Source organism: Winogradskyella sp. (assembly GCF_965656915.1).
In the GTDB taxonomy this organism is placed as follows: domain Bacteria; phylum Bacteroidota; class Bacteroidia; order Flavobacteriales; family Flavobacteriaceae; genus Winogradskyella.
This window is the reverse complement of sequence record NZ_CBFHMI010000007.1, coordinates 49218-73973: the sequence shown is the minus strand read 5'-3', so window position 1 is coordinate 73973 and position 24756 is coordinate 49218. Positions and strand designations below refer to the sequence as shown.

Here is a 24756-nt window from a genome sequence, read left to right as displayed (position 1 = left end):
GGGGAATATGGGATAAAATAGAAAAACTGAAATACTAATTGCAGTTTTAACATATCATTGCGTTTATAGAATTTACTTTAATGTATACAATTACATATCTTTACTGCATTCAATTAATTTTTGATAAAAATGAATAATCCTAGAGTTCAAATTTTAGTAATTGTAGCAGTATGTCTTACCTTATTTACATGCAACAATAGTCCAAGCAGAGATTTATATCCTCAAGAGTTAGTCGGTGGTTTCAATTTATTGCCACCAGAAAGTACTGGAATAGACTTTCAAAATACAATTAATGAATCTACATACTTTAATCATTACTACTATAGTCAAATTTATGTAGGTTCTGGAGTAGCAATAGGTGACATTAATAATGATGGATTACCAGATGTCTTTTTTGGTGGTAACCAAGTGGCAGATCGGTTATACTTAAACAAAGGAGATTTTAAGTTTGAAAACATAACAAAAAAGTCTAAAGTAGCGCGTAACTCGGGTTGGACTTGGGGAGTAACGATGGCGGATGTTAATGCAGATGGTTATTTAGATATCTATGTGAGTAGAAATGGTTATTCCGAGAAACTAGGTGATAGAAGAAACCAGCTATACATTAATAATCAAGACTTAACATTTACAGAGTCTGCACAAAAATATGGTCTAGGAGATGTTGGTTTTTCAACTCAAGCAGTCTTTTTTGATATGGATAATGATGGCGATTTAGATATGTACCAAGTTAATCAGCTTGCAGATAAAAAACTTTTATTAATTAATAAAATACCTCAAGAGCAATTCAAATTTTTTCGAGATCGTTTATATAGAAACGAAAACGGAAAATTTAAAGACGTTTCAGATGAGGTTGGTATTTCTAGAGACGTTTCTTATGGTTTAAGTGTTAATGCTTCAGATTTAAATAATGATGGCTGGATGGATTTATACGTTGCTAACGATTATGCAGAGCCAGATTTTATGTACTATAATAATGGTGATGGTACCTTTAAAAATGTTATAAATGAGCAGCTTAAGCATATTACGCAATTAAGTATGGGCTCTGATACAGGTGATATTAATAATGACGGACTTTTAGATTTAATTACCACAGATATGACACCAGAAGATCATTACAGATCTAAGACTAATATGGCATCTATGAGTACAGAGAAATTTAATGCGTTAGTTGAAGCTGGTGCACATAGGCAGTACATGACCAACACGCTTCAGGTTAATACGGGCTTAGGTACGTTTTCAGATATAGCTAATTTGGCAGGTGTGGCCTCTACAGATTGGAGTTGGGCAAGTCTTATTGTAGATATTGATAATGACGGATTAAAAGATATTTTGGTATCTAACGGTATTAAAAAAGATGTCGAAAATAATGACTATCTAAATAAATTAGAAGCTTTAGATCCTAAAAGTACAACTGCAGAAGAATTATTTCAGTTAAGTAAAGATACGCCATCGCAACCTATATCTAATTATGTATATAAAAACCAGGGTAATTTTAAATTTAAGAAAGTCACCAAAGAATGGGGTTTTGAAACACCAAGCTTTTCTAACGGAATGGCTTATGGTGACTTAGATAATGATGGTGATTTAGATGTTATAACCAATAATATAGACGCTCCTGCATTTGTTTATGAGAATAAAGCTAGTGGTAATTTCTTAAAAATAAAACTAGAAGGTTCAGAAAAAAATAAGTTTGGTGTTGGTGCAAAAGCATTTATTACCCATAATGGTAAAGATCAAGTAGTAGAAAATACCGTAACAAGAGGTTATTTGTCATCTGTCGAACACGGTATATTTTTTGGCTTAGGAAAAGATACTAAAGTTGATAAGGTAGAGGTGTTTTGGCCAAATGGTACTTCTAATGTTTTTAATAATGTAAGTGCTAATACAACATTAGTAGTGCGTTTTAAGGATGCAATTAAAACAATTAAACAATCAAAAGGAACTAAAAATAACACGTTATTAACGCAGTTAAATTCAACCGATTTAGGAATTGATTTTGTTCATAAAGAGAATGACTTTAACGAATTTGAAGAAGAAATATTACTGCCCCATAATGTGTCTCAAAATGGTCCATTTTCTGCTACAGGAGACGTTAATGGTGATGGTTTAGACGATGTATTTATAGGAGGCGCTGTTGGCCAAAGCGGACAATTATATCTTCAGACCGAGACGGGTGTTTTTGCAAAACATCAATCTCAACCCTGGCAAAAACATAAAGATTCAGAAGATCTAGGGTGTATACTTATAGATGTAGATGGTGACAACGATTTAGATTTATACATAGCAAGTGGTGGTAGTGAGTATAAAATAGGAAACCCACTCTTAAAAGATAGACTTTATCTTAATAATGGTAATGGTGATTTTACTCATGCCAGTTCTGCATTACCGGATATTAATCAAAGCTCACAAAGTATAAAAGCATCAGATATAGATAATGATGGTGATTTAGATATTTTTGTAGGTGTACGATTGGTGCCAGGCGCATATGCTTTTCCTGCAACAAGTTACTTATTAATCAATGAGAACGGTAAATTTACAAAAGCGGCAAATAATATTGCACCAGCTTTAAGTAGTATTGGTATGGTAACCGATGCCGTATTTACAGACATTGATAACGATAATGACGAAGATCTTATGTTGGTTGGCGAGTGGATGGAAATTAAACTTTTAATTAATACCAACGGAATTTTTGAGGATAATTCCCAAGCTTATGGCTTAGCAGATACTAGAGGTATTTGGTGGTCAATTACAGCTAGCGACTTAGACGGTGACGGTGACCAAGATTATATAATAGGAAATCTGGGTAAAAACAATAAGTTTAAAGCGTCACAAGAGCACCCATTTAAGGTTTATGCTAACGATTTTGATGCTAACGGTACAAATGACATTGTTTTTGCAAAGTTTTATAAAGATGATTATGTGCCTATGCGAGGTAGAGAATGTACTAGTCAACAAATGCCATATGTGGCCGAAAAATTTAAAGATTATCACAGTTTTGCGTCCTCAAAACTTATAGATATCTTACCAGAAGATAAAGTAGAAGATGCTGTAGTTTATGAAATAAAAAGTTTTGAGAGTATTATTTTAATAAATAAAAATGGCAAATTAGTTAAACAACCCTTGCCTATAGAAGCCCAAATTGCACCACTAAAATCTACATTAGTTTTTGATATAAATGCTGATGGTTTTCAAGATATTATTACGGTTGGTAATCATTACGGAGTAGAAGTAGAAACGACACGATATGATGCAGGTTACGGATCTGTATTTTTAGGTGATGGTAAAAACAACTTTAAATTTATGTCACCAGCTTTAAGTGGTTTCTATAATCCAAAAGATAGTAGAATTATCACATTAATAAATAAGACAACTAAACCTTTTATTCTTATCTCTAACAACAACGATTTACCATCAGTTTTCTTAAACTAAAGTTAATGTTGTGCTTTTAATTGTAGTGAAACTAATTGTTTAAAACATTAGTGTATTGTAATCACCTTATTTTTAATTGTTTATGTATTTTTTATATATCTATAAAAAGTATTTTTTTTTGTAATGTATTGTTTTTGTATAGGTTGTTATTTTCTAATATTCAGCTAAATGTGCGTTCTTGTAGATGAAATTAATATTCAAACTAAATTAATTATGAAAAAAATTACAATCTTATTTTGTCTTCTAATTGCTGCTGCAGGTTCAGCTCAAGTAGTTTTAGAAGATTTTGAAAACTTAGCTGCAAGCGATTTTGCTGGTTTCGAAGGTTTAGGTGGTGCTAATATAGTTACTAATCCAAACAGTTCTACAGCACCTTTCGATTCTGCAACATCAGGTGAATTAATCGTTGTTCAATCCGGTAATCCGTGGCAAGGAGCTAATTTAGTATTACAATCTAACTACATCGATGTATCTGACCCTGTAACTGAGACGGTGTCTATGGATGTTTATTCTAATATTGCAATGAATATGTTTGTAAGATTAGCAGGCGCTCAAAACGGTGCAACAGAGTCTGCTGCAGATGCAGCACATTCTGGTTCTGGTTGGGAAACATTAACATTTACATTTAATGAAGCTTTAGATGGTACAGGTGTTGCTAATGGTGAATATGGTGTTCTTGCTCTTTTTCCTAATTGGAATGGTGCAGGGTGGCATGATCCAGAAATTGAAAATACAATATATGTAGATAACATCACTGGCTTTTTAGGTGCTCCAATACCAGTTGTTTTAGATATGCTTGAAGATTTTGAATCTACTCCGATTGATTTTGTTGGTATTGAAGGCTTAGGTAGTGCTAGTGTTGTTGCTAATCCAGATGCTACTGCTCCTTATGATTCTGCTAATACAGGAGAATTAATTGTTGTTCAAGCTGGTAATCCATGGCAAGGTGCTAATTTAGTGATGCAAGACAACTATATAGATGTCTCAACTCCATCTACTAACGTGGTAACTGTAGATGTATATTCTACGAGTACATTTAGTATGTTAGCAAGATTAGCTGGTGGTCAAAACGGTGCAACAGATTCTGCAGCTGATGCTTCTCACGCTGGTACAGGATGGGAAACGTTAACATTTACGTTTAATGAAAATTTAGACAATACTGGCTCAGCAAATGGCGAGTATGATACCATAGCATTTTTTCCTAACTGGACAAGTCCTGGGTGGAATGATCCTGAAATAGAAAGAACGGTTTACATAGACAATATACAAGGTACAGCTGGTGAGGCAATAGTAGTTGTACCTCCTACAATACCTGCAGCTCCAATACCTCAAGCTCTAGATGCTAATGTATATAGTGTTTATAACGATACTAATAATTACACAACGCTATTCCCTTTTGCCTATCAGTTTGGTGACGCACTAGATAGCCAAGTTGATTTAGATCCAACAGAGGGAGTAAATAATGCTTACCTATTTAACTTAGGTGATGGTGGTTACGGACAAGGTGAAGAGGGTACTACTGGGGCAATTAGTGCTTATGACTATGTAACTTTTGATTACTGGTTAACTGCACCAACCAATTCAGCTGCATCAGGTACTGGGTTTAAATTTATATTAATTAGTGATAATACTGATCCTGTTACAGAGGTGACTTACGAGATAGGAACTAATGAGGTTGCTGTGACAGACGAATGGCAAAGAGTTTCAATTCCATTAAGCTATTTTACTAATTTAGGTTTTGACCAAGCTGAGTTTTTTCAGTGGAAAATAGATCCTTTTGCTTCTTCTGTTGATAATAATAGTACATTATATATTGATAACTTCCTATTTACAATTGGTGATGTATTATCAGTAGGTAATGTAGAAGCTACTGAGTTTAGAGCATTTCCAAACCCAACAAATGGTAATTGGAATATCTCTAGCCGTTCTACAATTACTGCAATAGCTGTTTTTGATATCTTAGGTAAGCAAGTTATTAGCTTAACGCCTAATACTACAGATGCAGTAATTAACGCTTCAACTTTAAATGCAGGAGTTTATTTTGCAAGAATAGATGGTGTTAACGGTTCTAAAACAGTAAAACTTGTAAAGCAATAAGATTAATAGCATCTTATTAAGAGTTTTAAAAAGCGTGTTTATATTTTAAATACGCTTTTTTTATGTCAAATAATTAAGGATGTTTATTTTTATAACATCGAATAAGTTTCAATATGATGCATACTAAAATAGGTCCACTCGTTGTTATAGTTATGTTATTTTTTGGGTGCACTCAAAATAAAACATCGCATACAATAGAGACCAACCAAAAAGCTAATGACTTAATAAACGAAACAAGTCCTTACCTTTTGCAACACGCCTATAACCCGGTAGATTGGAAACCTTGGAATGATGATGCACTAGCACTAGCTAAATCACAAAATAAATTAATGGTTATTTCTGTTGGGTATTCTGCCTGTCACTGGTGTCATGTTATGGAAGAGGAAAGTTTTCAGAACGATACTGTAGCTCAACTAATGAATGACAACTTTATTAGTATAAAAGTAGATAGAGAAGAACGGCCAGATATAGACCAGATTTATATGAGTGCAGTACAGTTAATGACAGGGAGTGGCGGATGGCCACTTAATTGTATTACATTACCAGACGGCAGACCCGTTTTTGGGGGTACTTATTTTACAAAATCCCAGTGGACAAAAATATTAGAAGACATGTCTCGTTTGTATAAAACAGATCCAGATAAAGTTATTGCTTATGCAGAAAAACTTACTGAAGGCATAAAAAACACAAACCTAATAGAAATTAATAAGGAAGCGCTGCCCTTTAAAAAAGAACAACTAAAAGTTATTGTTAATAATTACAAAGAAACTCTAGATTTTATAGATGGAGGTCAAAAAAGAGCACCAAAATTTCCTATGCCAGCTAATTTAAGCTTTTTACTAAGGTATAGCGTTCAGAATTCAGATACAGAACTTCAAGAATACGTTTTAACTAGTCTTACTAAAATGGCAAACGGAGGTATCTATGATCAAATTGGTGGTGGGTTTTCAAGATACTCAGTAGATGATAGATGGCATGTACCACATTTTGAAAAAATGCTTTATGACAACTCACAACTTGTTAGTGTTTATTCTAAATCCTATCAATTAACAAATAATGAATCTCATAAGACAATTGTTGATGAAACACTCAATTTTGTAGAAAGAGAATTGTTACAAAAAGAAGGTGCATTTTATTCGTCATTAGATGCAGATAGCAATAATGAAAATGGTGAAGTTGAAGAAGGTGCATTTTACATATGGAACAAAGACCAACTAAGAACAATTTTAAAAGACGATTACAATCTCTTTGCATCATATTATAATATTAATGCTACAGGCAAATGGGAAAATGACAAGTATATATTGTACAGAACCAAAACAGACGTAGACTTTGCAGAGTCTAATTCAATAGAGTTAAATAAATTAAGAGATAAAGTAACACTATGGAAATCAAAGTTATTTAAAGCTAGAGCCATTAGAAATCGTCCAAGAACGGATGATAAGGTGTTAACCTCTTGGAATGCTTTGATGCTTGAAGCATATGTAAATGCCTATAAAGCTTTTGGAAACAAGACTTACCTAAAGACGGCAATTAATAACGCAAACTTCATAATAGAAAACCAAATGAATCAAGATGGTTCACTTTTCCATAGCTATAAAAATGGAAAGAGTACCATTAACGGATTTTCTGAAGATTATACGCACACTATTTCTGCATTGATAGCGCTTTATCAAGTTACTTTCGATGATAAGTGGCTAATTCTGGCCAAAAAATTAACAGATTATACTATAGAACATTTTTTAGATAAAAATACCAGTATGTTCTATTTTACTGATCATAAATCAAGTAGTTTAATAGCTAGAAAAATGGAAGTATTAGATAATGTTATTCCTGCTTCTAATTCTGTTATGGCGCATAATTTATTCAAATTGGGTCACTATTATTATAATAAAAACTATAGCGATTTGTCAAAACAAATGCTAAGCAATATTCTATCAGACTTAGAAAAAGCACCTACTGGATATACGAATTGGATGTCATTATATTTAAGCTATTCAAACCCTTATTATGAAGTAGCAATTTCTGGAGACGATGCACAAGAAAAAATGATAGAGTTTAATAAAAACTATTTACCTAACATAATACTAGCAGGTGACACCAAAAGTAGTAATTTACCTTTGTTACAAAATAAATTCATTGAAGACGAAACATTTATATATGTATGTGTAAATGGTACATGTAAATTACCTGTAAATAATACGGAAAAAGCGAAAGCACAACTATTAAAATAGGGAATGGGAATTTGCCCTATAACATGCAGTAAATTGTATTAACTCTTAAAAACTACCAATGACAACACTAAAAGAACTTGCAAAACTTTTAAATATTTCTGTTTCAACTGTGTCAAAGGCATTGAATGATAGTCATGAAATAAGTGAAAACACCAGAAAACGTGTGAAGGAATTGGCAACCAAGCTTAATTACAAGCCCAATAGAATAGCACAGCAATTAAAAACCAATAAAACAAAAACTATTGGTGTAATTCTTCCGACGGTTACAAATCCATTTTTTGCAGAAGTTTTGCATGGTATAGAAAAAACGGCTGCTAATAGTGATTACGACATCATTGTTTGCTTGTCTAATGAGACCTTAGAAAAAGAACAACGTAGTTTAGAGTTATTGTCTAATGGTAGTGTAGATGGGTTTATAATAGCTGTAGCCAGAGAAAGTCAGGTGAAAAAAGAAATTAGTCATATACAAATAGCATTAGAAAGTAAGGTCCCAGTATTAATGTTTGATAGAGTTGTTAATGAGATAGAATGTGATAAAGTTATCGTTGATGATTTTCAATCTGTTTATGAAACTACCGCGCATTTAATTACTAATGAAAAAAGAAGTAATATTTTATTAGTTAGTAATATTGAAGAATTAAGCGTTGGAAAACTTAGAATAAAAGGCTACACAAAGGCTATGGAATCGTATAACTTAGAACCAAATGTTTTAAAACTCGATAATGCTGATAATGTTGAAGAGTGTATTTTAGACTATTTAAAGCAACATAAAAACATAGATGCAGTTTTATCAATTGATCATATTACAGGTATTGTTGCTATAAATATGGCCAAAAGATTAGGTAAAAACATACCAAAAGATATGTCTGTAATTGGATTTGGTTATGAGCACACTCAATTAATTTCTAGTCCTAAGATTTCTATTATACATCAAAAAGCACACAAAATAGGTGAGATGTCCATGAAACTTCTGGTTGAAAACCTCGGTAACGAAGCACATAGGTCTCAAACTATAGTAGTGCCTAGTGAGCTGAAACTAAGTGACTCTACAATTAAAAATTCTACTTTTTAACCATTACTAATGTGATTTTATTAAAATCGGCAGCACTATTTATAACACGTCTGTAATCCTCATAAATTTCTACTGGAACACGATTAATTTTATAATATTCGTCTGCAGTGATTTTTAATACATCACCATCTAACTCATAGAATGATTTAAAATATAATATAGTGTCTCCATCTTTGTCATAGACGTTATCTATATTAATATCATCTAAATTTGCAATAGTGTAGCCCTCTGGTATGGTAACATTAATCGTTCGTTCATAAGTGCGCCTAAACTCATTTTCTAAAGGCAGCACACGTTCTTTTTCCTGATATAATTCCATTTGTGAACCAATCAATTCTCCAACCTTAAATAAGTACTTGTTTCCTGCTTTTTCCACGAATGCGTCAGATGTAAAATCAATATCAAAAACTATAGGTTTGATACCGAATAGTTCTGATTTTCCATTTTCTATGTTGGTTTCATTAATGGTAACACTTTCATTCAGGTTTTTTGCAAAGCCTTCAATAAGTTCTTTTTTGTCCTCGGGTTTGATTAGATCAATGTAAGGGTGGAAATACATACCATAGTACCCAGACATAGCTCGTTTTAGATTAATATTTGTGGTAGAAATATCTTCTGCATCAAAACTTACATCAATAATCATATTATCTTTTGATGCTGATGCCTCTACGGCTTTAATTTTTTTTATGCGTCCTACAGCAGATACAAAATCACCAACTTTAACTTCCTTTATAAATAAACCATTAGTATCGGTTAAATAACCTGGAGGAAATCCATAACGTGATTCATTTTCGTTAGGTGATAAGTATTTTTTTGTTTTTGGGAAATAGATAATAATATCTTGTAAAAAGATATTTGCTTCAAAGTCTTTGTCAAATCGCATAAACTCTCTACTGCAGGTAAATACCATTTGGTGCTTAATGTTTAATTCATTGAATAAAGCAATATAAAGCTTAACTATACCACTTTCACTTGCAACTTTATCTTCAATAATATTGTCTAAGTTAGATAATTTCTCATTGCTAAAGTCTGCAGCAAAAATGTTGGTTTTAATATAGTTTTCTATGGTTCTAATTTTAGTGTCTAAGCTAGCCTCTTCAGCAATTTTTAACTCTTTAATAAACTTCTTTAGACTTTTCTTAGTTCTTTTAGATAACTCTGCGTTGTAAAAATTATATACGTTTTGTGATACTGAACCGTACGACGTAATGTCTTTACTATTATTAGCTGTGTTTTTGTCCAAAGCATAAATGATGAATTGTCTTTCTGCAGAAAATAATGCTTGTTCCTCTTCTTCTAATTTTGTGATTTCAGGAATTTTAAACGACCAGTGATTTTTTGTTTCAATGATTGTATCCTCTTCTACTTCCTTGAGGTTGTTATAACTTTTAAATTTAAAGATGAGGTTGGAAGGAGAAAATAGATGAAATTCTACATCTTTCTTTATGAAATCATCTTGAAAACTAATACGTTTTCCGCTGTAAGATGGACTGCGTTTAACAACATACATAAATTCTATAAAACTACCTTTTTCTATACCTTCAAAAGCGAAATACTTGTAGGTTCTCTGAGTCTCATCATCCGTAGCCGTTAAAATTTTAGAGTCATCTAAATCGATAACCTTGCCAGATGGTGTAATAACACGAGCTTTATTAATTAGTAATTCAGAGTCAGAATCGTATGGTAAATAGATTTTGTTATAATCTTCTATGGCTTCTTCAGAATTTAAGTAGAGGGCTTTATGCTCTAAATAGAATTCAACAAACTCACTGTCTTGAGTAAAAAAGAATTCGGTAGCTATTTTTTCTTTAGCAGCAACCAATCCTTCACCGTCATAATCTTTTGCATTGTAAGTTGGGTTTTTATCCCAGTCATAACTTTGATAATAAGCTTGACTATATATGGAGATAGAAAATAATAAAAAGGTGAGTAGGCTTAGTTTAAATAATTTCATTTGTTAATTGATTTTTTTGAAAACAACAGTTTCCTTGTATTGTTTTTCAATTTTTTTAATTGCGGCATTAACTACTTTTTGCTCTTGTGCAGTTAGCGTTAAAAAATCCATGGTTAAAATTTGTGTATAAATTATTGTATTATCTTTTTGCTCGTAAGAAATACGACACTCAAAAAATTCGTTTTTCGATTCATAATTTTCAGGAAGATAATCAACAGTATAATTCTCAGGGATCTCTAAGATGTTATTATAGGCATAATAGCTTTTGTACTTTACTTCGATCTCATTTTCTCTATCATCTTCTGTTTTATAAAATACAAGATCTCTATTTAGATTTAGATTTATATAGATTTCATCACCAAGTTGTTTTGCGTAATCTCTAATGTTAAACTTGTAATTAATCTCAAATTCCTTATCGTAATCAAACTTGTTGACCTCTTCAAAAGTATCTATAAGAAATTTGTTACTACCTCTACTTAACTTTGCTGTATAATACTCTTTGCGTTCTTTTTCAGTATTATTAGATTCTAATTGATTGTAAAAATCAATTTTATAATAACCAGATAAGGTTGTCTTGCCAATGCCTTTTAACTCATCATTTTGTAAACTTAATTCCGATGTTTCTATGTATGAATTGGTTTTAGGTTCAATAACAGGCACGGTTTCAATCTTGAATTTACCTTCTCCATCACCAATTAAAGCTTCTTTACCTTGTATAAATGATGATGGCATTTCTAGTGGTAAATAGCGTCCTGTAGCATCTAGAAAATAAGTTTTATCTCCTTCAGTGTAGGATAAAATCATATGATTATCTACCATTGGTGTTGGTAATTCAGTGTAAGAATAAGGAATAGATCTGGTTCCTATCCAGGTCAGATTTCCTTTTAGTTTGGCAACTTTTAGCATTTCATAGAGTATGCTCGAATTATCTTTACAATCACCATATTTTTTACTGAACACGTCATTAGCTTCACGAGGAATAAATCCTCCTAAAGCATATTCAAAATCAATGTATTTAATGTTTTGTTGTGTCCAATAATAAATAGCTCTAACCTTTTCTAAATTTGTTGTGCAGTCTTTGGTGATATCATTCACCAGAGCAACAAGTTCTACATCTGTTTCTTCTTGATTGATGTCTTTAACCATTGAGTAATACCAATCGTATAAATCTGAAACATCATTTAAGACTTTTATCTCTTTGTCTCTGGTGGTGTAAGATGTTATAATAGGAACAATGTGCGGCAAAACTTTTTTATAGGTTGGAACACTGCTTTCGTATTTAATTTCGTCTACATCAGTAATTTCCCAGGTGTAAATATTAGAACCACGTTTCTCTTCTTTGTTAAATTTTATGGTATAGCCTTCAGTATTAAATTCTTGAAATCTAAAGTTGATTTCTTTATCAGCTACTAAGGTTACTTTTTTGTTTTTAATAGGGTAGAAATTTCCGAAATAAATTGGACTAATAAAGCGTGGGTTCTTTACAATTTCAGTGTATTCTAATTTGGTCTTACCTCCTTCAGCCAGATTAGGATAGATAAAATTTAATGACTTAGTGTCGTCATGAAATGAGTTATCTAACTCATCCTTTTCTATAAAGTCATCTACCTCAAACGCTCTGTATTTTCCGTCTTTATATTGATAGGATGTTGCTTCAACAGATTCTAACTCAAAAAATGCTGAAAAATTGAGTGATTTCTTTGAGCCATAAGTAGCCGATTCATCAAGAAATAAATCTTCTTCTAAAAATTGTTGCTTTATCTCTAATTCGTCATTTTTGATCTTAACAGAGATCTCTATTTCATCAATTAATCTAATAAATGATGATTCTGGATACTTGTTTTTTAGTAAGGTAAATTCTTCAGCATATTGCGCTTGTGCCGAAAAAATTGATCCAAATATCAGAAATAGCAGTCCTAAAATAATAGATTTAGTTTGCTTTTGATTTATAAACTGAGTCATTAAAATAATAGTCTGTTTTAATTAATTTACCGTTTTCGTCATAGTATTTATATTCACCATGCTTTTCATCATTCTTATAGCTTAGAACCTCCTTAAGTTTACCATTTGGATGGTTAATAATCACTTCTCCATCTAAAACTCCATAAAAATAATTGACTTTTTGTTTCACTTTTCCATCTTCATAGTAATCTATGTCTACACCATGATATTCGCCATTTTTATAAGTAAGTTCATTTTCTAATGCACCAGAATAAAAGTATGCTTTGTAATTTCCGTCTAACTGCCCATTTTTATAAGTCATTACTCTTGATGGTTTACCGTTGTCGTAAAATGCTTCTATTTTGCCCGTCTCTTTAGCAATTGGAATCATTTCTATTTCATTACCCGATGTATCTAAATATGAATAACCAATAAGTGTACCATGATTATAAAAACGTACTAACTGCAGCTTTCCTTCTTTACTGTAAAATTCTTTTCTCCCATGCTGATTATTCTTTACATAAGTAGTTTTAATTTCAAGGGATCCATCCTCATAGTAAGAGAGCCACTCACCGTTTTTTAGACCATAATCATAGTACATTTCATCTTCAACTTGTCCATTTTCGTAATAACGGTAAGATTTACCATCTTCGCTACCATTTAAGTAAATTTCCTTATATCTTGGTGTTTCATCATCGTGTCTCCAAATCCACTCACCACTCATTAAGTCATTGGTGTAATTACCAGTAATATATAATGAGCCGTCATAATTGTAACGCTCATAATTACCATGTTTTAAACCGTTTATGTAATCTATTACTAGTTTTTTACCACCATTTAAGTGATTTACTGTTAGTGTATATTTCTGTTCAGCATTATCGTAGTCAATCGTTTGATGTACGTCTCCGTTTTCATTAAATAACACTTCTTTATTGAGTTTGCCAAATGTGTAATGTAGTTCTTTTGTTTTATCTCCATTGGCTCCAAAATTTTGTTGTATACCATGGGAGTCACCTTTATGATAAAAACTAATATTATTTAGAACACCATCTATGTTATAATATCTCCATTCACCATGTTGCAGACCGTCTTTATACCAACCTTGGGTTTGTAATTGTCCATTAATATGAAATCCTTGAAAATAGCCAGTAAGACTACCTTTATCATAATCTGCAACAGTACTAACCTCTCCATTAGCAAAGTAAGATTTATGTGTACCTATTTCTAAGTCTTCGTCGTAGCTACCTAAGTCAGTTAATTGGCCATTTATGTTGTAGTATTTCCATTCTCCCATTTTACCTCCAGAAATATCATATTTCCCTTCAGACATTATGTTACCATTGGCATAATAGCCTTTAAAATAAAACTTACCACCTTTCTTTTTATTTTCAGTAAGTACTTTTCCTTCTTTATCAAAATACTTGTAACTAATTATTTCGCCACGTCTATACTCAAATTCATAGTGTGGTTTTCCGTCAGTGTCATAAGCTTTAAAAACTCCAGAAAGATTGCCCTCATCATACTCAAATTCAGATTCTAGAGTTCCGTCTAAGTAATAAGATTTCCATAGTCCGTCAAACATACCATCTTTACTTTGACCTTGCTCTTGTATTTGTCCATTAGGATAATACTTTATGTATGGTCCACTGAGTTCGTCATCAATATAACTGGCCTCCATAGATTTTTGTTTATTCCAGAAATACTGTGTTTCTAAGCCATTACGTTTACCATCTTTAAACTCAATGTTTGAATACACATCTCCATGAGCATAATATTCTAAGGCATTATTCTGTGCTTTACCATTAGAATAATCTATGTCGAATTCTGGTAATAAAACTTCTCCAACATTAAAAAAGGCGAGATATTTGCCGTCTAGCTCATCTTCCTTGTAGTATTTTTTTTGTTTTAAGGCTCCGGATTCCAGATAATATTTATACTCACCATCAAATTTTCCATTTTTAAATGCGGTTTGTACATACGGTTTTCCGTTTTCGTGCCAAGAAGAATTTTTACCATTTAATTCACCATCTAAATAAACAGCCGTTTCTTTTAGTTTACCATTATCGTGATACCATGACCAATCTCCGGAACGTTCTCCCTTTTCATTATAAGTCCCTTTTCCAGAAAGTGCTCCATTTTCATCATAAAACATCCAATCACCTATTGAAGTTTCACCGTCCATTTGACCTTCTGCTTGAAGGAATTGGTTAGAATAATAATAATGAATTTGTTTTTTTGTTCCATCTACCATTTGGTCTTGTTGTGACATAACATCATAAGTCTGAGCAATAAACCCTCCAATAAATTCAGTAATATTATCAATGTTTTTCTCTATTATTTTTTTGAACTTCTCATTCTGGATAGAATAGGTAATTGTGTATACAAAATTGTCAAACTGATCATTTTCTTTTATCCATTTATAAAGCGGTACATATCTTTTTTCCCAAAATCCGCCATTACCTTCAAAATCGTCTAATTGCTCTAACATAGCATGTGTTTGTTTCACTACAGCAATGTCAATATCATTATCTATTTTGTATTTTTTTCTAAGGGCAATTCTATTATCTAGTATCAGATTAATATCCTCAAAAGCTTCATCATCTTCAGATATGACCAAATCCTCATTAGGGTCGTATTCGTTTTTGCCCGACATGGCTTCATTTAATAATCTCAATAAAGAAAATGCTCTATCAGAGTCTGGCTCTACTAAAAGTGTCATATTATAACACATTAAGGCCTGTGTTGTTAAATTTTGACGATAACACAGGTTTCCTAAGAATAAATGGGCATTTCTATACAGCGGATTCATGGTTATTACCTTTTGATAAGCTTCTATTGCTTTTGGGAAATTCTCCATTTTTTCATAAATGGTAGCTTTGTTAAACCATAGTTTATGATTAGCAGGATATCTTTCTAATCCTTTATCATATAAATCGATTGCTTCCTGATATTTTTCCAAATTTTCAAGAGCAACACCTTTATTCATAATTAAGAAAAGGGTAGAACTTCTAGCGCAGTCGTTATTTAAACCTTCGTTAGCCGCTTCTACCGCGTCCTCATATTTCTCTTGCATGATGAGATAATACGATTTAGAAGTTAAGATAGCACAATAGGTAGAGTCATTTTTATTGACTTTGGCTAATGATTGTAAGACCTTATTATATTTTTCTTCTCCAGCGTATTTGGTGACTTCTTCAACAATATCGTTGTAATCGATGTAGGGAATTTTATCTTGAGAAAATGATAGTAAACTAAAAATTAGAAGTGCTAGCGATAAGATGGTTTTCATTAAAGTGTAAAATTTATTAAGTAAGCAATATAGCAATATGTCTCAAATGAGCATAAAAAAAGCCTGATTTTCATCAGGCTTTTTAGTTTTATAACGAAAAGGTATAATTAGTTTCCTTTCATTTTGTCTGTAGCGTCGTTACCGGCTTTCTTAGCTTTATCCATAGCATCGCTTCCAGCTTCTTTAGCTTTATCTACTGCATCGTTAGCAGCATCTTTTGCGTCATTTGCCATGTCTTTTGCCCCTTCTTTTGCGCTGTCTACAGCGTCACCAGCAGGATCTTTTGCGTCATTCGCAGCATCTTCTACAGCGTCTGCTGCCTTATCCATTGCGTCTTCAGTAGCTTCAGTAGCATTTTCTACAGCATCTTCTGCTTTGTCTTTAGTTTCTCTACAGGATGCGAATGATAATCCTAGCACAGCAACTAGTGCCAGGCTTAATACAACTTTTTTCATTTGAATAGTTTTAGTGCTAATTTATGTTAAAATAAGCAAATAACAGTTTCGATGAATTTTTAACATATTTTCATTGTTTATTGTCGTATAGATGAGCTATATACGTATATAATCAAGGATTTGGACTATAGCTCCCTTATTTTTTTCAATTAATTGTTTATTAACTAAGCCTTGGTTTTTTCTTTTTGATTCATCATTTACTAAATCGAACAATATAGATTTAAATTCATTTGCATTTGCTACTGATGTTAACCCACCTAAATCAATAAGTTTAGAAGCTTCTGGGAATTTAGAATAATTTTTACCAATAATTAATGGGATTCCAAAAACACTTGGTTCTAAAATATTATGAAGACCAGTGTGTCCTGCACCACCACCTACGTAAGCTATTTCTGCATAACCATAGACTTTACTTAAATACCCAATTGTGTCTAATATAAATACTTTGTACTGAGATAGATCTTTGCCAGTCATTGAAGAATAACACACACAACTTACCTTGATTTGTGATTTTAATGATTCTACATAACTCGACTTAACATTATGTGGTGCGATTATAAACTTGAGATTTGAATCACAATTATTAATAGAATCTATATATAGTTTATCATCTTCTGGCCAGGTGCTACCAAAAACGACGCACAGTTTGTCCGCCTTGAATGTTTCAATAAAAGTAAGTGTATTATCAATTTTTAATTGATTACTTACCCTATCAAATCTTGTATCGCCAGTAACTGAAACATTGTTATAATTAATTGACTCTAATAAGTCTTTAGAATTTTGATCTTGCGTAAATATGTGTTGAAATGCAAAAAGCGATGCTTTCATAAATCTGCCATACCACTTAAAGAAACTTTGATTTTGTCTAAATAGAGCAGAAATGAGAATAGTTCTTACATTTTGTGCCTTTATTTCATTTAAGAAGTTCGGCCAAATCTCATATTTAACGAATATCACATAATCTGGGTGGGTAAGATTTATAAACTGTCTTGCATTGCTTTTAGTATCTAAAGGTAAATACACAACGATATCAGCAATTTTAGAATTCTTCCGAATTTCATAACCCGATGGAGAAAAGAATGATAATATTATTTTATGCTCTGGATATTGATATTGTAATGCTTCAAAAACCGGGAGGCCTTGCTCGTATTCTCCTAAAGAAGCGCAATGAAACCAAAATGTTTTGTCATTAGAGTTTATGGCTGCTTTTAATTTACTAAAGGTTTCTTTTCGCCCATTAACACCAAGTTTCAGCTTGGAGTTAAACACTGCAAAAAGCTGTATAACAATTGATGCAATATTAATTCCTATGGAGTATAGTAGTCGCAATAAAAAATATTTGTGCTAAAATACATTACTTTCAATAAATGCATTGACATAGCCATTACAATTTTGTATTTTCGCTACAAACCAAGAGCTTCCTTTATTTATTAAATTCAGTTATCCAGAATGAAAAAAATCCAGATGGTAGACCTTCAAGGTCAATACGCTAAAATTAAAGATGTTGTAGATCCTTCTATTGAAGAAGTGATGAATAGCGCAGCCTTTATCAACGGTCCAAAAGTTCACCAATTTCAAAAAAATCTTGAAGATTATTTAGATGTAAAACATGTTATTCCATGTGCAAACGGTACAGATGCTTTACAAATAGCCATGATGGGTTTAGGATTAGAACCAAGTGATGAGGTAATCACTGCAGATTTTACATTTGCAGCTACCGTAGAAGTCATTGCATTATTACATTTAACTCCGGTTTTGGTAGATGTGGATCCAATAACTTTTAATATAGATTTAGATGCCATAAAAAAGGCAATTACATCAAAAACTAAAGCTATTGTGCCTGTACATTTATTTGGTCTTGCAGCCAATATGGATGAGATTATGGATTTAGCAAATGCACATGATTTGTTTGTGATTGAAGATAATGCACAAGGCATTGGTGCAAATTATAAACATAGAGATGGTTCTAAAACAAAAACAGGTGTTATTGGTCATGTGGCTTCTACGTCATTTTTTCCTTCTAAAAACTTAGGCTGTTATGGTGATGGTGGTGCCATTTTTACTAATGATGATAATTTAGCGCATACAATCAGAGGTATTGTGAATCATGGTATGTATGAAAGGTATCATCACGATGTTGTTGGAGTGAATTCCAGATTAGATTCTATTCAAGCTGCGGTTTTAGATGCTAAACTTCCGCATTTAGATGATTATAATAATGCAAGACGAAATGCCGCAAGAAAATATAATGATGCCTTTAAAAACCATCCCAACATTACATTTCCGAGTGGATTAACAGAATGCAATGGTATATGTGATACTTGTGACTGTCATGTGTTTCATCAGTATACCTTAAATTTAACAGGTGTAGATAGAGATGGGTTAGTTGCTCATTTGCAAGCCAATAATATTCCTTGTGGTGTGTATTATCCTATTCCGTTGCATAGACAAAAGGCATATTTAGATGAGCGTTACAATGAAGCGGATTTTACAGTAACTAATAAACTCGTAAAATCTGTAATCTCATTACCAATGCATACCGAATTAGATGATGAGCAAATATTATTTATTACAACTACAGTTTTAGATTTTATAAATAATCAATAATCAATAATAATTATGAAAGTATTAGTAACTGGAGGTCTTGGATACATTGGCTCACATACTGTTGTAGAGCTTCAAAATGAAGGCTATGAAGTTATTATTATTGATAATTTAAGTAATTCTTCAATAGAAGTATTGGATGGAATTACTGCAATTACTGGTATTAAACCTCAATTTGTAAAACTAGATTTAAAAGAAAAACAACAAGTAGAAGACTTTTTTAAAAGACACAACGACGTTAGAGGTGTCATACATTTTGCAGCAAATAAGGCTGTAGGGGAGAGTGTAGAAAATCCTCTTATGTATTACGAAAATAATGTCAACACATTGGTCTATGTATTAAAGGAAGTACTCAGTTTAAAACAACAAAATTTTATTTTTAGCTCGTCATGTACTGTTTATGGACAAACGGATCAACTACCAATTTCTGAAAATGCTCCCGTTCAAGCCGCTCAATCTCCTTATGGTAATACCAAACAAATTGGTGAGGAGATTATAATGGATACATGTAAAGTAAAGCCTGATCTAAATAGTATATCATTGCGATATTTCAATCCTATAGGTGCACATCCATCAGCTAAAATCGGTGAGTTACCCATTGGAGTACCTCAAAACTTAGTCCCATTTATAACACAAACAGCTATAGGTATACGAACGCAATTATCAGTTTTTGGAGGAGATTATCCAACTTCAGATGGTACCTGTATTCGTGATTATATTCATGTTGTAGACCTTGCGAAAGCTCATGTTATTGCCTTAAAGCGTTTGCTAGATCAAAAAAATAAGACTAATTACGAAGTTTTTAATATAGGTACAGGAAAGGGCAGTTCTGTTTTAGAAGTTGTCAATTCTTTTGAAAAAATTTCTGGAAAAAATCTAAATTATAAAATCGTAGATAGGCGAAAAGGTGATGTTATAGCCATTTATGCTGAAACGAAAAAAGCTAACGAGATCCTTGGATGGAAAGCCGAGTTAACACTAGATGATGCTATAGGTTCTGCATGGAAATGGGAGCAAAGAATTAATAATTAAAATTTTATTTATGAAAACTATTGTACGACTATTGCTGTTGATGATCACAGTATCACTTTCAGCTCAAAACACCTATTTACATTGTGGTAAATTAATAGATACTAAATCTGGTAAAGTATTAACAGAAAAAACTGTAGTCGTTTCAGAGAATAAAATTTTAAAGGTTGAGAATGGTTATGTTAATCCTGAAAATTCAGAAGATATAGTGGTGGATTTAAAATCGAAGACTGTAATGCCAGGTCTGATAGATATGCATGTTCATATTGAAAGCGAAACGAACCCAAAGAAATATCTTGAAACTTATACTCTAAATGATGCAGATGTTGCATTTAACTCAGTGCAATACGCAGAGATAACTTTAATGAACGGATTTACTACCATAAGAGACCTTGGAGGCTCAGGTGTGAATGTATCTTTAAGGAATGCGATAGATGCTTACAAGGTAAAAGGTCCTAGGATTTTCACGGCGGAAAAAGCATTAGCAACAACAGGTGGTCATGCAGACCCTACTAATGGAGCAAAGAAAAGTATAGTTGGTAATCCTGGCCCTAAAGAAGGGGTTGTAAATGGTGTAGAAGACGCCAAAAAAGCAGTAAGACAGCGTTATAAAAATGGTGCTGATTTAATAAAAATCACAGCAACAGGTGGTGTGCTGAGTGTAGCTAAAAGTGGTCAGAATCCACAATTTACTGTTGAGGAAATAAAAGCGATCTGCGAAACTGCGAAAGATTATGGGTTTCATGTGGCAGCTCATGCTCATGGAGATGAAGGTATGCAACGTGCTATTTTAGGTGGAGTAAAAACCATAGAGCATGGAACACTTATGAGTACTGAAACTATGGAACTCATGAAGAAGCACGACGTGTATTTAGTACCGACGATAAGTGCAGGAAAATTTGTAACCGAGAAGGCTAAAATTCCAAACTACTATCCTGCTGTTATTGTACCTAAGGCATTGGACATAGGCCCTAAGATTCAAGATATGTTTTCAAGAGCTTATAAAGCTGGTGTTGGTATTGCCTTCGGAACGGATGCTGCGGTATTTTATCATGGAGATAATGGTAAGGAGTTTGGGTTTATGGTCGAGGCAGGTATGCCTGCCATAGAGGCTATTCAAAGTGCAACTTTGACCAATGCCAAAATTTTAAAAATGGAAGAACAACTTGGGCAAATAAAAGCTGGTTATTTAGCAGATATTGTAGCAGTTGATAGTGACCCTACAAAAGATATTTCTACAATGGAAAATGTGGTTTTTGTAATGAAAAATGGTGTAATTTATAAAAATAAGTAATTTTCATGATTATCAAACTCTTAATGAATTACTACTTAGATTGAGAATATGTTAATGGTATTGTACCTTGATTTTCAATATGATAATCGAAAAATAGCTTAACCCGATTTTAACATTTATTACTTGACATTGGTCTTAAGTCTTTGTTGTTTTGTACTTAATGATAATTGAATAAAGATGAAATTGATAAGTATAAAACGAGAAACTAAACAGGAAGGTCGTTTTTCAAAAAAAATGGGTGTATTATCTACAAATGTCACCTACATTAAGAAGCAAATTTTAAACATTCCAATCAAAACACTTCATAAATATCGTGAAACATATTACGGTGAAGTTAAAGATTGTGAAGATTGTCAATTGTCACGTTAGGCAGATTCTTCAACCTTTTTCTTTTTATTGCTAAAAACACCACTGAATAATAACATTATCATTCCTGTGGTTACTGATAGGTCGGCGACGTTAAAAATACCTGTTTTAAAAATACCTCCTAGATTTATAAAAAAGAAATCGGTTACTTGTCCATAGACGATACGGTCAAAAACGTTAGCAATACCACCACCAATGATACAACAAAACGCAATAAGACTCAAACGATCTAACTCCTTGGTTTTAATGATATAATAAATCACATACGCCAGCACAATTGTTGGCAGGATTAAAAGAAACACAAGCTTTAAAGTGTCATTCATATTGCTGCCCATACCAAGGAAAGCTCCTTTATTTTCTACGTATTGCATTATAAATTTATCACCAATTAAAGGCTTTATTTCTCTATACTCAAAGTTGGCTCTTACAAGCACTTTTGAAATTTGATCTATAGCAATATTAAAAACTATTAGTAGTATAATAAATACGTTTCTGTTCAAAGTAGATTAATTTTAGGCATTAGTATCAAAAGAAGCTGAAGCGGTTTCGGCTTCTCTGTGAATTTTTCTAACTAAGCCCTGTAAAACTTTACCAGGACCAACTTCTGTAAAATGAGTTGCACCATCTGCAATCATTTGTTGTACAGATTGCGTCCAACGCACAGGAGCTGTTAATTGAGAAATTAAATTCGCTTTTATTTCACTTTCATCTGTTACAGCAGTCGCTGTCACGTTTTGGTATATAGGACAATTGGGTTTACTAAATGCTGTGTTTTCTATTGCAGTAGCTAATTCTTCACGTGCTGGTTCCATCAGAGGAGAATGAAATGCACCACCAACTGGTAAGACTAATGCACGTCTGGCACCTTCTTCCTTTAATGATTCACAAGCTTTATTAACGGCTTTAACCTCACCAGAAATAACTAATTGCCCTGGGCAATTATAATTTGCAGCCACAACAACACCTTCAGTCATAGCACATATTTTTTCAACAACATCGTCATCTAAGCCTAAAACTGCAGCCATAGTACTTGGTTGCATCTCACAAGCTTTTTGCATGGCTTGTGCGCGTTGTGATACTAATTTTAAGCCATCTTCAAACGTCAGCGCACCAGCGGCAACCAACGCAGAAAATTCACCGAGAGAATGTCCAGCAACCATATCAGGCTTAAAACTATCTTCTAAAGTTTTAGCCAATATAACAGAGTGTAAAAAGATAGCAGGTTGGGTAACTTTAGTTTCTTTTAAATCATCGGCAGAACCTTCAAACATGATATCAGTTATTGAGAAGCCTAAAATTTCATTAGCCTTTTCAAATAATTCTTGGGCTAAAGGTGAGTTTTCATAAAGGTCTAAACCCATTCCAGAAAATTGTGCGCCTTGAACAGGAAATATATATGCGTTCATAGTAGTTTCAAATTTATTGCTGCAAAAATAGAAATATTTATCGTCTTACATAAGTTATAAAAGAAAAGGCATACTTATGTTTCTCATCGGCATCATGTGTTTTTCTATCAATTTCTTTCCAAATGGTTTTATCTATTTCTGGAAAATGGGTGTCAGCGTTATCAAACGTCGCATGCACTCTGGTAATTTCTAATCGGTCTACTAAAGGTATAGCTTGCTTGTATATTTCACCTCCGCCGATAATAAAAGGTTGTTGGTCTTTTCTTGCCGCGTCAATGGCATCTGCTAATGAATTTACTATAATTACTCCCTTTGGAACTTTATAATCGTTTTGTCTGGTAATAACTATATGTGTCCTATTTGGTAAGGGTTTAGGAAAACTTTCAAAAGTTTTACGACCCATTATAATATGATGACCATTGGTTAGCTTTTTAAATCGTTTTAAGTCATCACTTAGGTGCCAAATAAGATCATTATCTTTTCCAATAGCATTATTTTCTCCAGCTGCAACAATTATTGTTAATTCAGTTGAGGTTTTTTTTTCAGTTGGAGCAGTATCTGCTTTTGCTTCGTTATAAGCTTGAGTTTGTGCTATTTTGGTTTCTTCTTTTAAGAAGTTTTGCTTTAGTTTATCTATACGTTGTTGTTGCTGATTAACTAATTTATCGAGTTGTTGTTTTTCCCAATCTTTACCCATAAATTTATTTGTAATAAATACATTTATAAAGTGGTATACAAACAAAAACAACCAGGCGACAATAGCATATACAAACCAGTCAATTCCTGCGATTTGAAAATCTTTACCAATACCTAATACTGTATTTGCAATGATTAAAAAGATAGCACCTATCAAAAAAATGACAAAATGAATGTATAAACGCTTTTTTTGCTTAATACGTTTTTGCGCATTTTCTATTAGCTCTAATTGCTCTTTATCTATAGTAGAAACTTGTTTTTTCTTCCCGAACATATTCAATATTTTGTAGAGTAAAGATACTTTTTTTTCACTAAAACGTTATCGTAAATTTTAAAGTTAAAGTAATCGTTATTTTCAAAAACGATATAGTTGATTATCAGATACTAAGAGCTGCAAAAATTAATTGTGAAACTCTTAAATATTGCACTAAAAAAATATGAAGTTTACCAAAAAGTAACAGCTATATTATTAAAATGATAATTCTTCAGTTTTATAACAAATAATCAATTTGTGGTGCCTGATTCTTTTATACATTTGACTCTCAATTAAATCGAATATTATGGCAATTAAAAAGCAGTATTTAAAAAGTAAGCCAGTCTGTAAGGTAACATTTTCTGTGCCTGCTGAAGAAGCAAAAAAAGTGGCAGTTCTCGGAACATTCAATGAATGGAACGAAAAGAAAGCAGTTAAATTAAAAAAATTAAAAAACGGAACGTTTAAAGGAACGTTAGATTTAGAAAAAGACAACTCTTATGAGTTTAGATATGTAGTAGATGGTCAATGGACAAACGATGACCAAGCTGATGCATATGCATGGAGCGATTTTGCTGCAGCCGAAAATGGTGTTCTAAATGTATAATTAGCCATTTTAAAAAACTTAAAAAGCGTC

At 32.5% G+C, this 24756-nt stretch carries 17 protein-coding genes; 9 read left to right on the top strand and 8 right to left on the bottom strand.

Translation table 11 applies throughout. The features are described 5' to 3' along the window. The first annotated feature begins 129 nt into the window (after positions 1-129). The 4 genes from ACTG3Y_RS03945 to ACTG3Y_RS03930 all read left to right on the top strand — a co-directional run bounded on the left by ACTG3Y_RS03945 (position 130) and on the right by ACTG3Y_RS03930 (position 8832). The gene (locus ACTG3Y_RS03945; protein WP_439151628.1) at positions 130-3429 is read left to right on the top strand and encodes a VCBS repeat-containing protein; all 3300 of its coding nucleotides are present in this window, start codon (positions 130-132) and stop codon (positions 3427-3429) included. 213 nt (positions 3430-3642) lie between these two features. Continuing rightward, positions 3643-5526 carry a T9SS type A sorting domain-containing protein gene (locus tag ACTG3Y_RS03940; protein ID WP_439151627.1) on the top strand — a complete coding sequence of 628 codons (1884 nt, stop codon included), beginning with the start codon at positions 3643-3645 and terminating at the stop codon, positions 5524-5526. Positions 5527-5639: 113 nt separating this feature from the next. Continuing rightward, positions 5640-7760: a thioredoxin domain-containing protein gene (locus ACTG3Y_RS03935; protein ID WP_439151626.1), complete on the top strand. Its 2121-nt coding sequence runs from the start codon at positions 5640-5642 to the stop codon at positions 7758-7760. A 58-nt stretch (positions 7761-7818) separates the two neighbouring features. After that, complete coding sequence (locus ACTG3Y_RS03930; protein WP_439151625.1) at positions 7819-8832, top strand: LacI family DNA-binding transcriptional regulator; 1014 nt, start codon at positions 7819-7821, stop codon at positions 8830-8832. Here ACTG3Y_RS03930 and ACTG3Y_RS03925 read toward each other — a convergent pair. From ACTG3Y_RS03925 to ACTG3Y_RS03905, 5 genes are all read right to left on the bottom strand, one after another. After that, the gene (locus ACTG3Y_RS03925) at positions 8822-10786 is read right to left on the bottom strand and encodes a DUF3857 domain-containing protein (protein WP_439151624.1); all 1965 of its coding nucleotides are present in this window, start codon (positions 10784-10786) and stop codon (positions 8822-8824) included. The genes ACTG3Y_RS03930 and ACTG3Y_RS03925 overlap by 11 nt on opposite strands. 3 nt (positions 10787-10789) lie before the next feature. After that, a complete protein-coding gene (locus ACTG3Y_RS03920; protein WP_439151623.1) occupies positions 10790-12748 on the bottom strand; it encodes a DUF3857 domain-containing protein in 1959 nt (652 codons plus the stop codon). Further along, the gene (locus ACTG3Y_RS03915; RefSeq protein ID WP_439151622.1) at positions 12717-16016 is read right to left on the bottom strand and encodes a tetratricopeptide repeat protein; all 3300 of its coding nucleotides are present in this window, start codon (positions 16014-16016) and stop codon (positions 12717-12719) included. The genes ACTG3Y_RS03920 and ACTG3Y_RS03915 overlap by 32 nt, the downstream gene beginning before the upstream one ends. A 107-nt stretch (positions 16017-16123) precedes the next feature. After that, positions 16124-16471, bottom strand: coding sequence for a hypothetical protein (locus tag ACTG3Y_RS03910; protein WP_439151621.1), 348 nt, complete (start codon positions 16469-16471; stop codon positions 16124-16126). 96 nt (positions 16472-16567) lie between these two features. Further along, complete coding sequence (locus tag ACTG3Y_RS03905) at positions 16568-17800, bottom strand: 3-deoxy-D-manno-octulosonic acid transferase (protein WP_439151620.1); 1233 nt, start codon at positions 17798-17800, stop codon at positions 16568-16570. A 120-nt stretch (positions 17801-17920) separates the two neighbouring features. Here ACTG3Y_RS03905 and ACTG3Y_RS03900 point away from each other — a divergent pair, with 120 nt between their 5' ends. The 4 genes from ACTG3Y_RS03900 (at position 17921) to ACTG3Y_RS03885 (ending at position 21767) form a co-directional block, all read left to right on the top strand. Further along, positions 17921-19078: a DegT/DnrJ/EryC1/StrS family aminotransferase gene (locus ACTG3Y_RS03900; protein WP_439151619.1), complete on the top strand. Its 1158-nt coding sequence runs from the start codon at positions 17921-17923 to the stop codon at positions 19076-19078. Positions 19079-19090: 12 nt separating this feature from the next. Then, positions 19091-20107 carry a UDP-glucose 4-epimerase GalE gene (gene galE / locus ACTG3Y_RS03895; RefSeq protein WP_439151618.1) on the top strand — a complete coding sequence of 339 codons (1017 nt, stop codon included), beginning with the start codon at positions 19091-19093 and terminating at the stop codon, positions 20105-20107. A gap of 10 nt (positions 20108-20117) precedes the next feature. Then, positions 20118-21398, top strand: a complete 1281-nt coding sequence (locus tag ACTG3Y_RS03890) for an amidohydrolase family protein (protein WP_439151617.1) — start codon at positions 20118-20120, stop codon at positions 21396-21398. A 177-nt stretch (positions 21399-21575) separates the two neighbouring features. Continuing rightward, positions 21576-21767 (top strand): hypothetical protein, encoded by a 192-nt coding sequence (locus ACTG3Y_RS03885; RefSeq protein WP_439151616.1) that lies wholly within the window; start codon positions 21576-21578, stop codon positions 21765-21767. Here ACTG3Y_RS03885 and lspA read toward each other — a convergent pair. The 3 genes from lspA to ACTG3Y_RS03870 are packed head-to-tail and all read right to left on the bottom strand — an operon-like array spanning position 21764 to position 24140. Further along, positions 21764-22264 (bottom strand): signal peptidase II, encoded by a 501-nt coding sequence (gene lspA, locus ACTG3Y_RS03880; RefSeq protein ID WP_439151615.1) that lies wholly within the window; start codon positions 22262-22264, stop codon positions 21764-21766. The genes ACTG3Y_RS03885 and lspA overlap by 4 nt on opposite strands. Before the next feature lie 12 nt (positions 22265-22276). Then, on the bottom strand, positions 22277-23170 hold the full coding sequence (gene fabD, locus ACTG3Y_RS03875; RefSeq protein WP_439151614.1) for an ACP S-malonyltransferase: 894 nt from the start codon (positions 23168-23170) through the stop codon (positions 22277-22279). Positions 23171-23207: 37 nt separating this feature from the next. Next, positions 23208-24140, bottom strand: a complete 933-nt coding sequence (locus ACTG3Y_RS03870; RefSeq protein WP_439151613.1) for a dihydrofolate reductase — start codon at positions 24138-24140, stop codon at positions 23208-23210. A 286-nt stretch (positions 24141-24426) separates the two neighbouring features. On the opposite strand from ACTG3Y_RS03870, the gene ACTG3Y_RS03865 reads away from it, so the two are divergent. Beyond that, complete coding sequence (locus ACTG3Y_RS03865) at positions 24427-24726, top strand: isoamylase early set domain-containing protein (protein WP_439151612.1); 300 nt, start codon at positions 24427-24429, stop codon at positions 24724-24726. The last annotated feature ends 30 nt before the right edge of the window (positions 24727-24756 follow it).

Bases quoted from the DNA above. Each gene is read 5' to 3' on its own strand.
- ACTG3Y_RS03945 (WP_439151628.1), top strand. From the start codon at position 130: ATGAATAATCCTAGAGTTCAAATTTTAGTAATTGTAGCAGTATGTCTT.
- ACTG3Y_RS03940 (WP_439151627.1), top strand. From the start codon at position 3,643: ATGAAAAAAATTACAATCTTATTTTGTCTTCTAATTGCTGCTGCAGGT.
- ACTG3Y_RS03935 (WP_439151626.1), top strand. From the start codon at position 5,640: ATGATGCATACTAAAATAGGTCCACTCGTTGTTATAGTTATGTTATTT.
- ACTG3Y_RS03930 (WP_439151625.1), top strand. From the start codon at position 7,819: ATGACAACACTAAAAGAACTTGCAAAACTTTTAAATATTTCTGTTTCA.
- ACTG3Y_RS03925 (WP_439151624.1), bottom strand. From the start codon at position 10,786: ATGAAATTATTTAAACTAAGCCTACTCACCTTTTTATTATTTTCTATC.
- ACTG3Y_RS03920 (WP_439151623.1), bottom strand. From the start codon at position 12,748: ATGACTCAGTTTATAAATCAAAAGCAAACTAAATCTATTATTTTAGGA.
- ACTG3Y_RS03915 (WP_439151622.1), bottom strand. From the start codon at position 16,016: ATGAAAACCATCTTATCGCTAGCACTTCTAATTTTTAGTTTACTATCA.
- ACTG3Y_RS03910 (WP_439151621.1), bottom strand. From the start codon at position 16,471: ATGAAAAAAGTTGTATTAAGCCTGGCACTAGTTGCTGTGCTAGGATTA.
- ACTG3Y_RS03900 (WP_439151619.1), top strand. From the start codon at position 17,921: ATGAAAAAAATCCAGATGGTAGACCTTCAAGGTCAATACGCTAAAATT.
- galE (WP_439151618.1), top strand. From the start codon at position 19,091: ATGAAAGTATTAGTAACTGGAGGTCTTGGATACATTGGCTCACATACT.
- ACTG3Y_RS03890 (WP_439151617.1), top strand. From the start codon at position 20,118: ATGAAAACTATTGTACGACTATTGCTGTTGATGATCACAGTATCACTT.
- ACTG3Y_RS03885 (WP_439151616.1), top strand. From the start codon at position 21,576: ATGAAATTGATAAGTATAAAACGAGAAACTAAACAGGAAGGTCGTTTT.
- fabD (WP_439151614.1), bottom strand. From the start codon at position 23,170: ATGAACGCATATATATTTCCTGTTCAAGGCGCACAATTTTCTGGAATG.
- ACTG3Y_RS03870 (WP_439151613.1), bottom strand. From the start codon at position 24,140: ATGTTCGGGAAGAAAAAACAAGTTTCTACTATAGATAAAGAGCAATTA.
- ACTG3Y_RS03865 (WP_439151612.1), top strand. From the start codon at position 24,427: ATGGCAATTAAAAAGCAGTATTTAAAAAGTAAGCCAGTCTGTAAGGTA.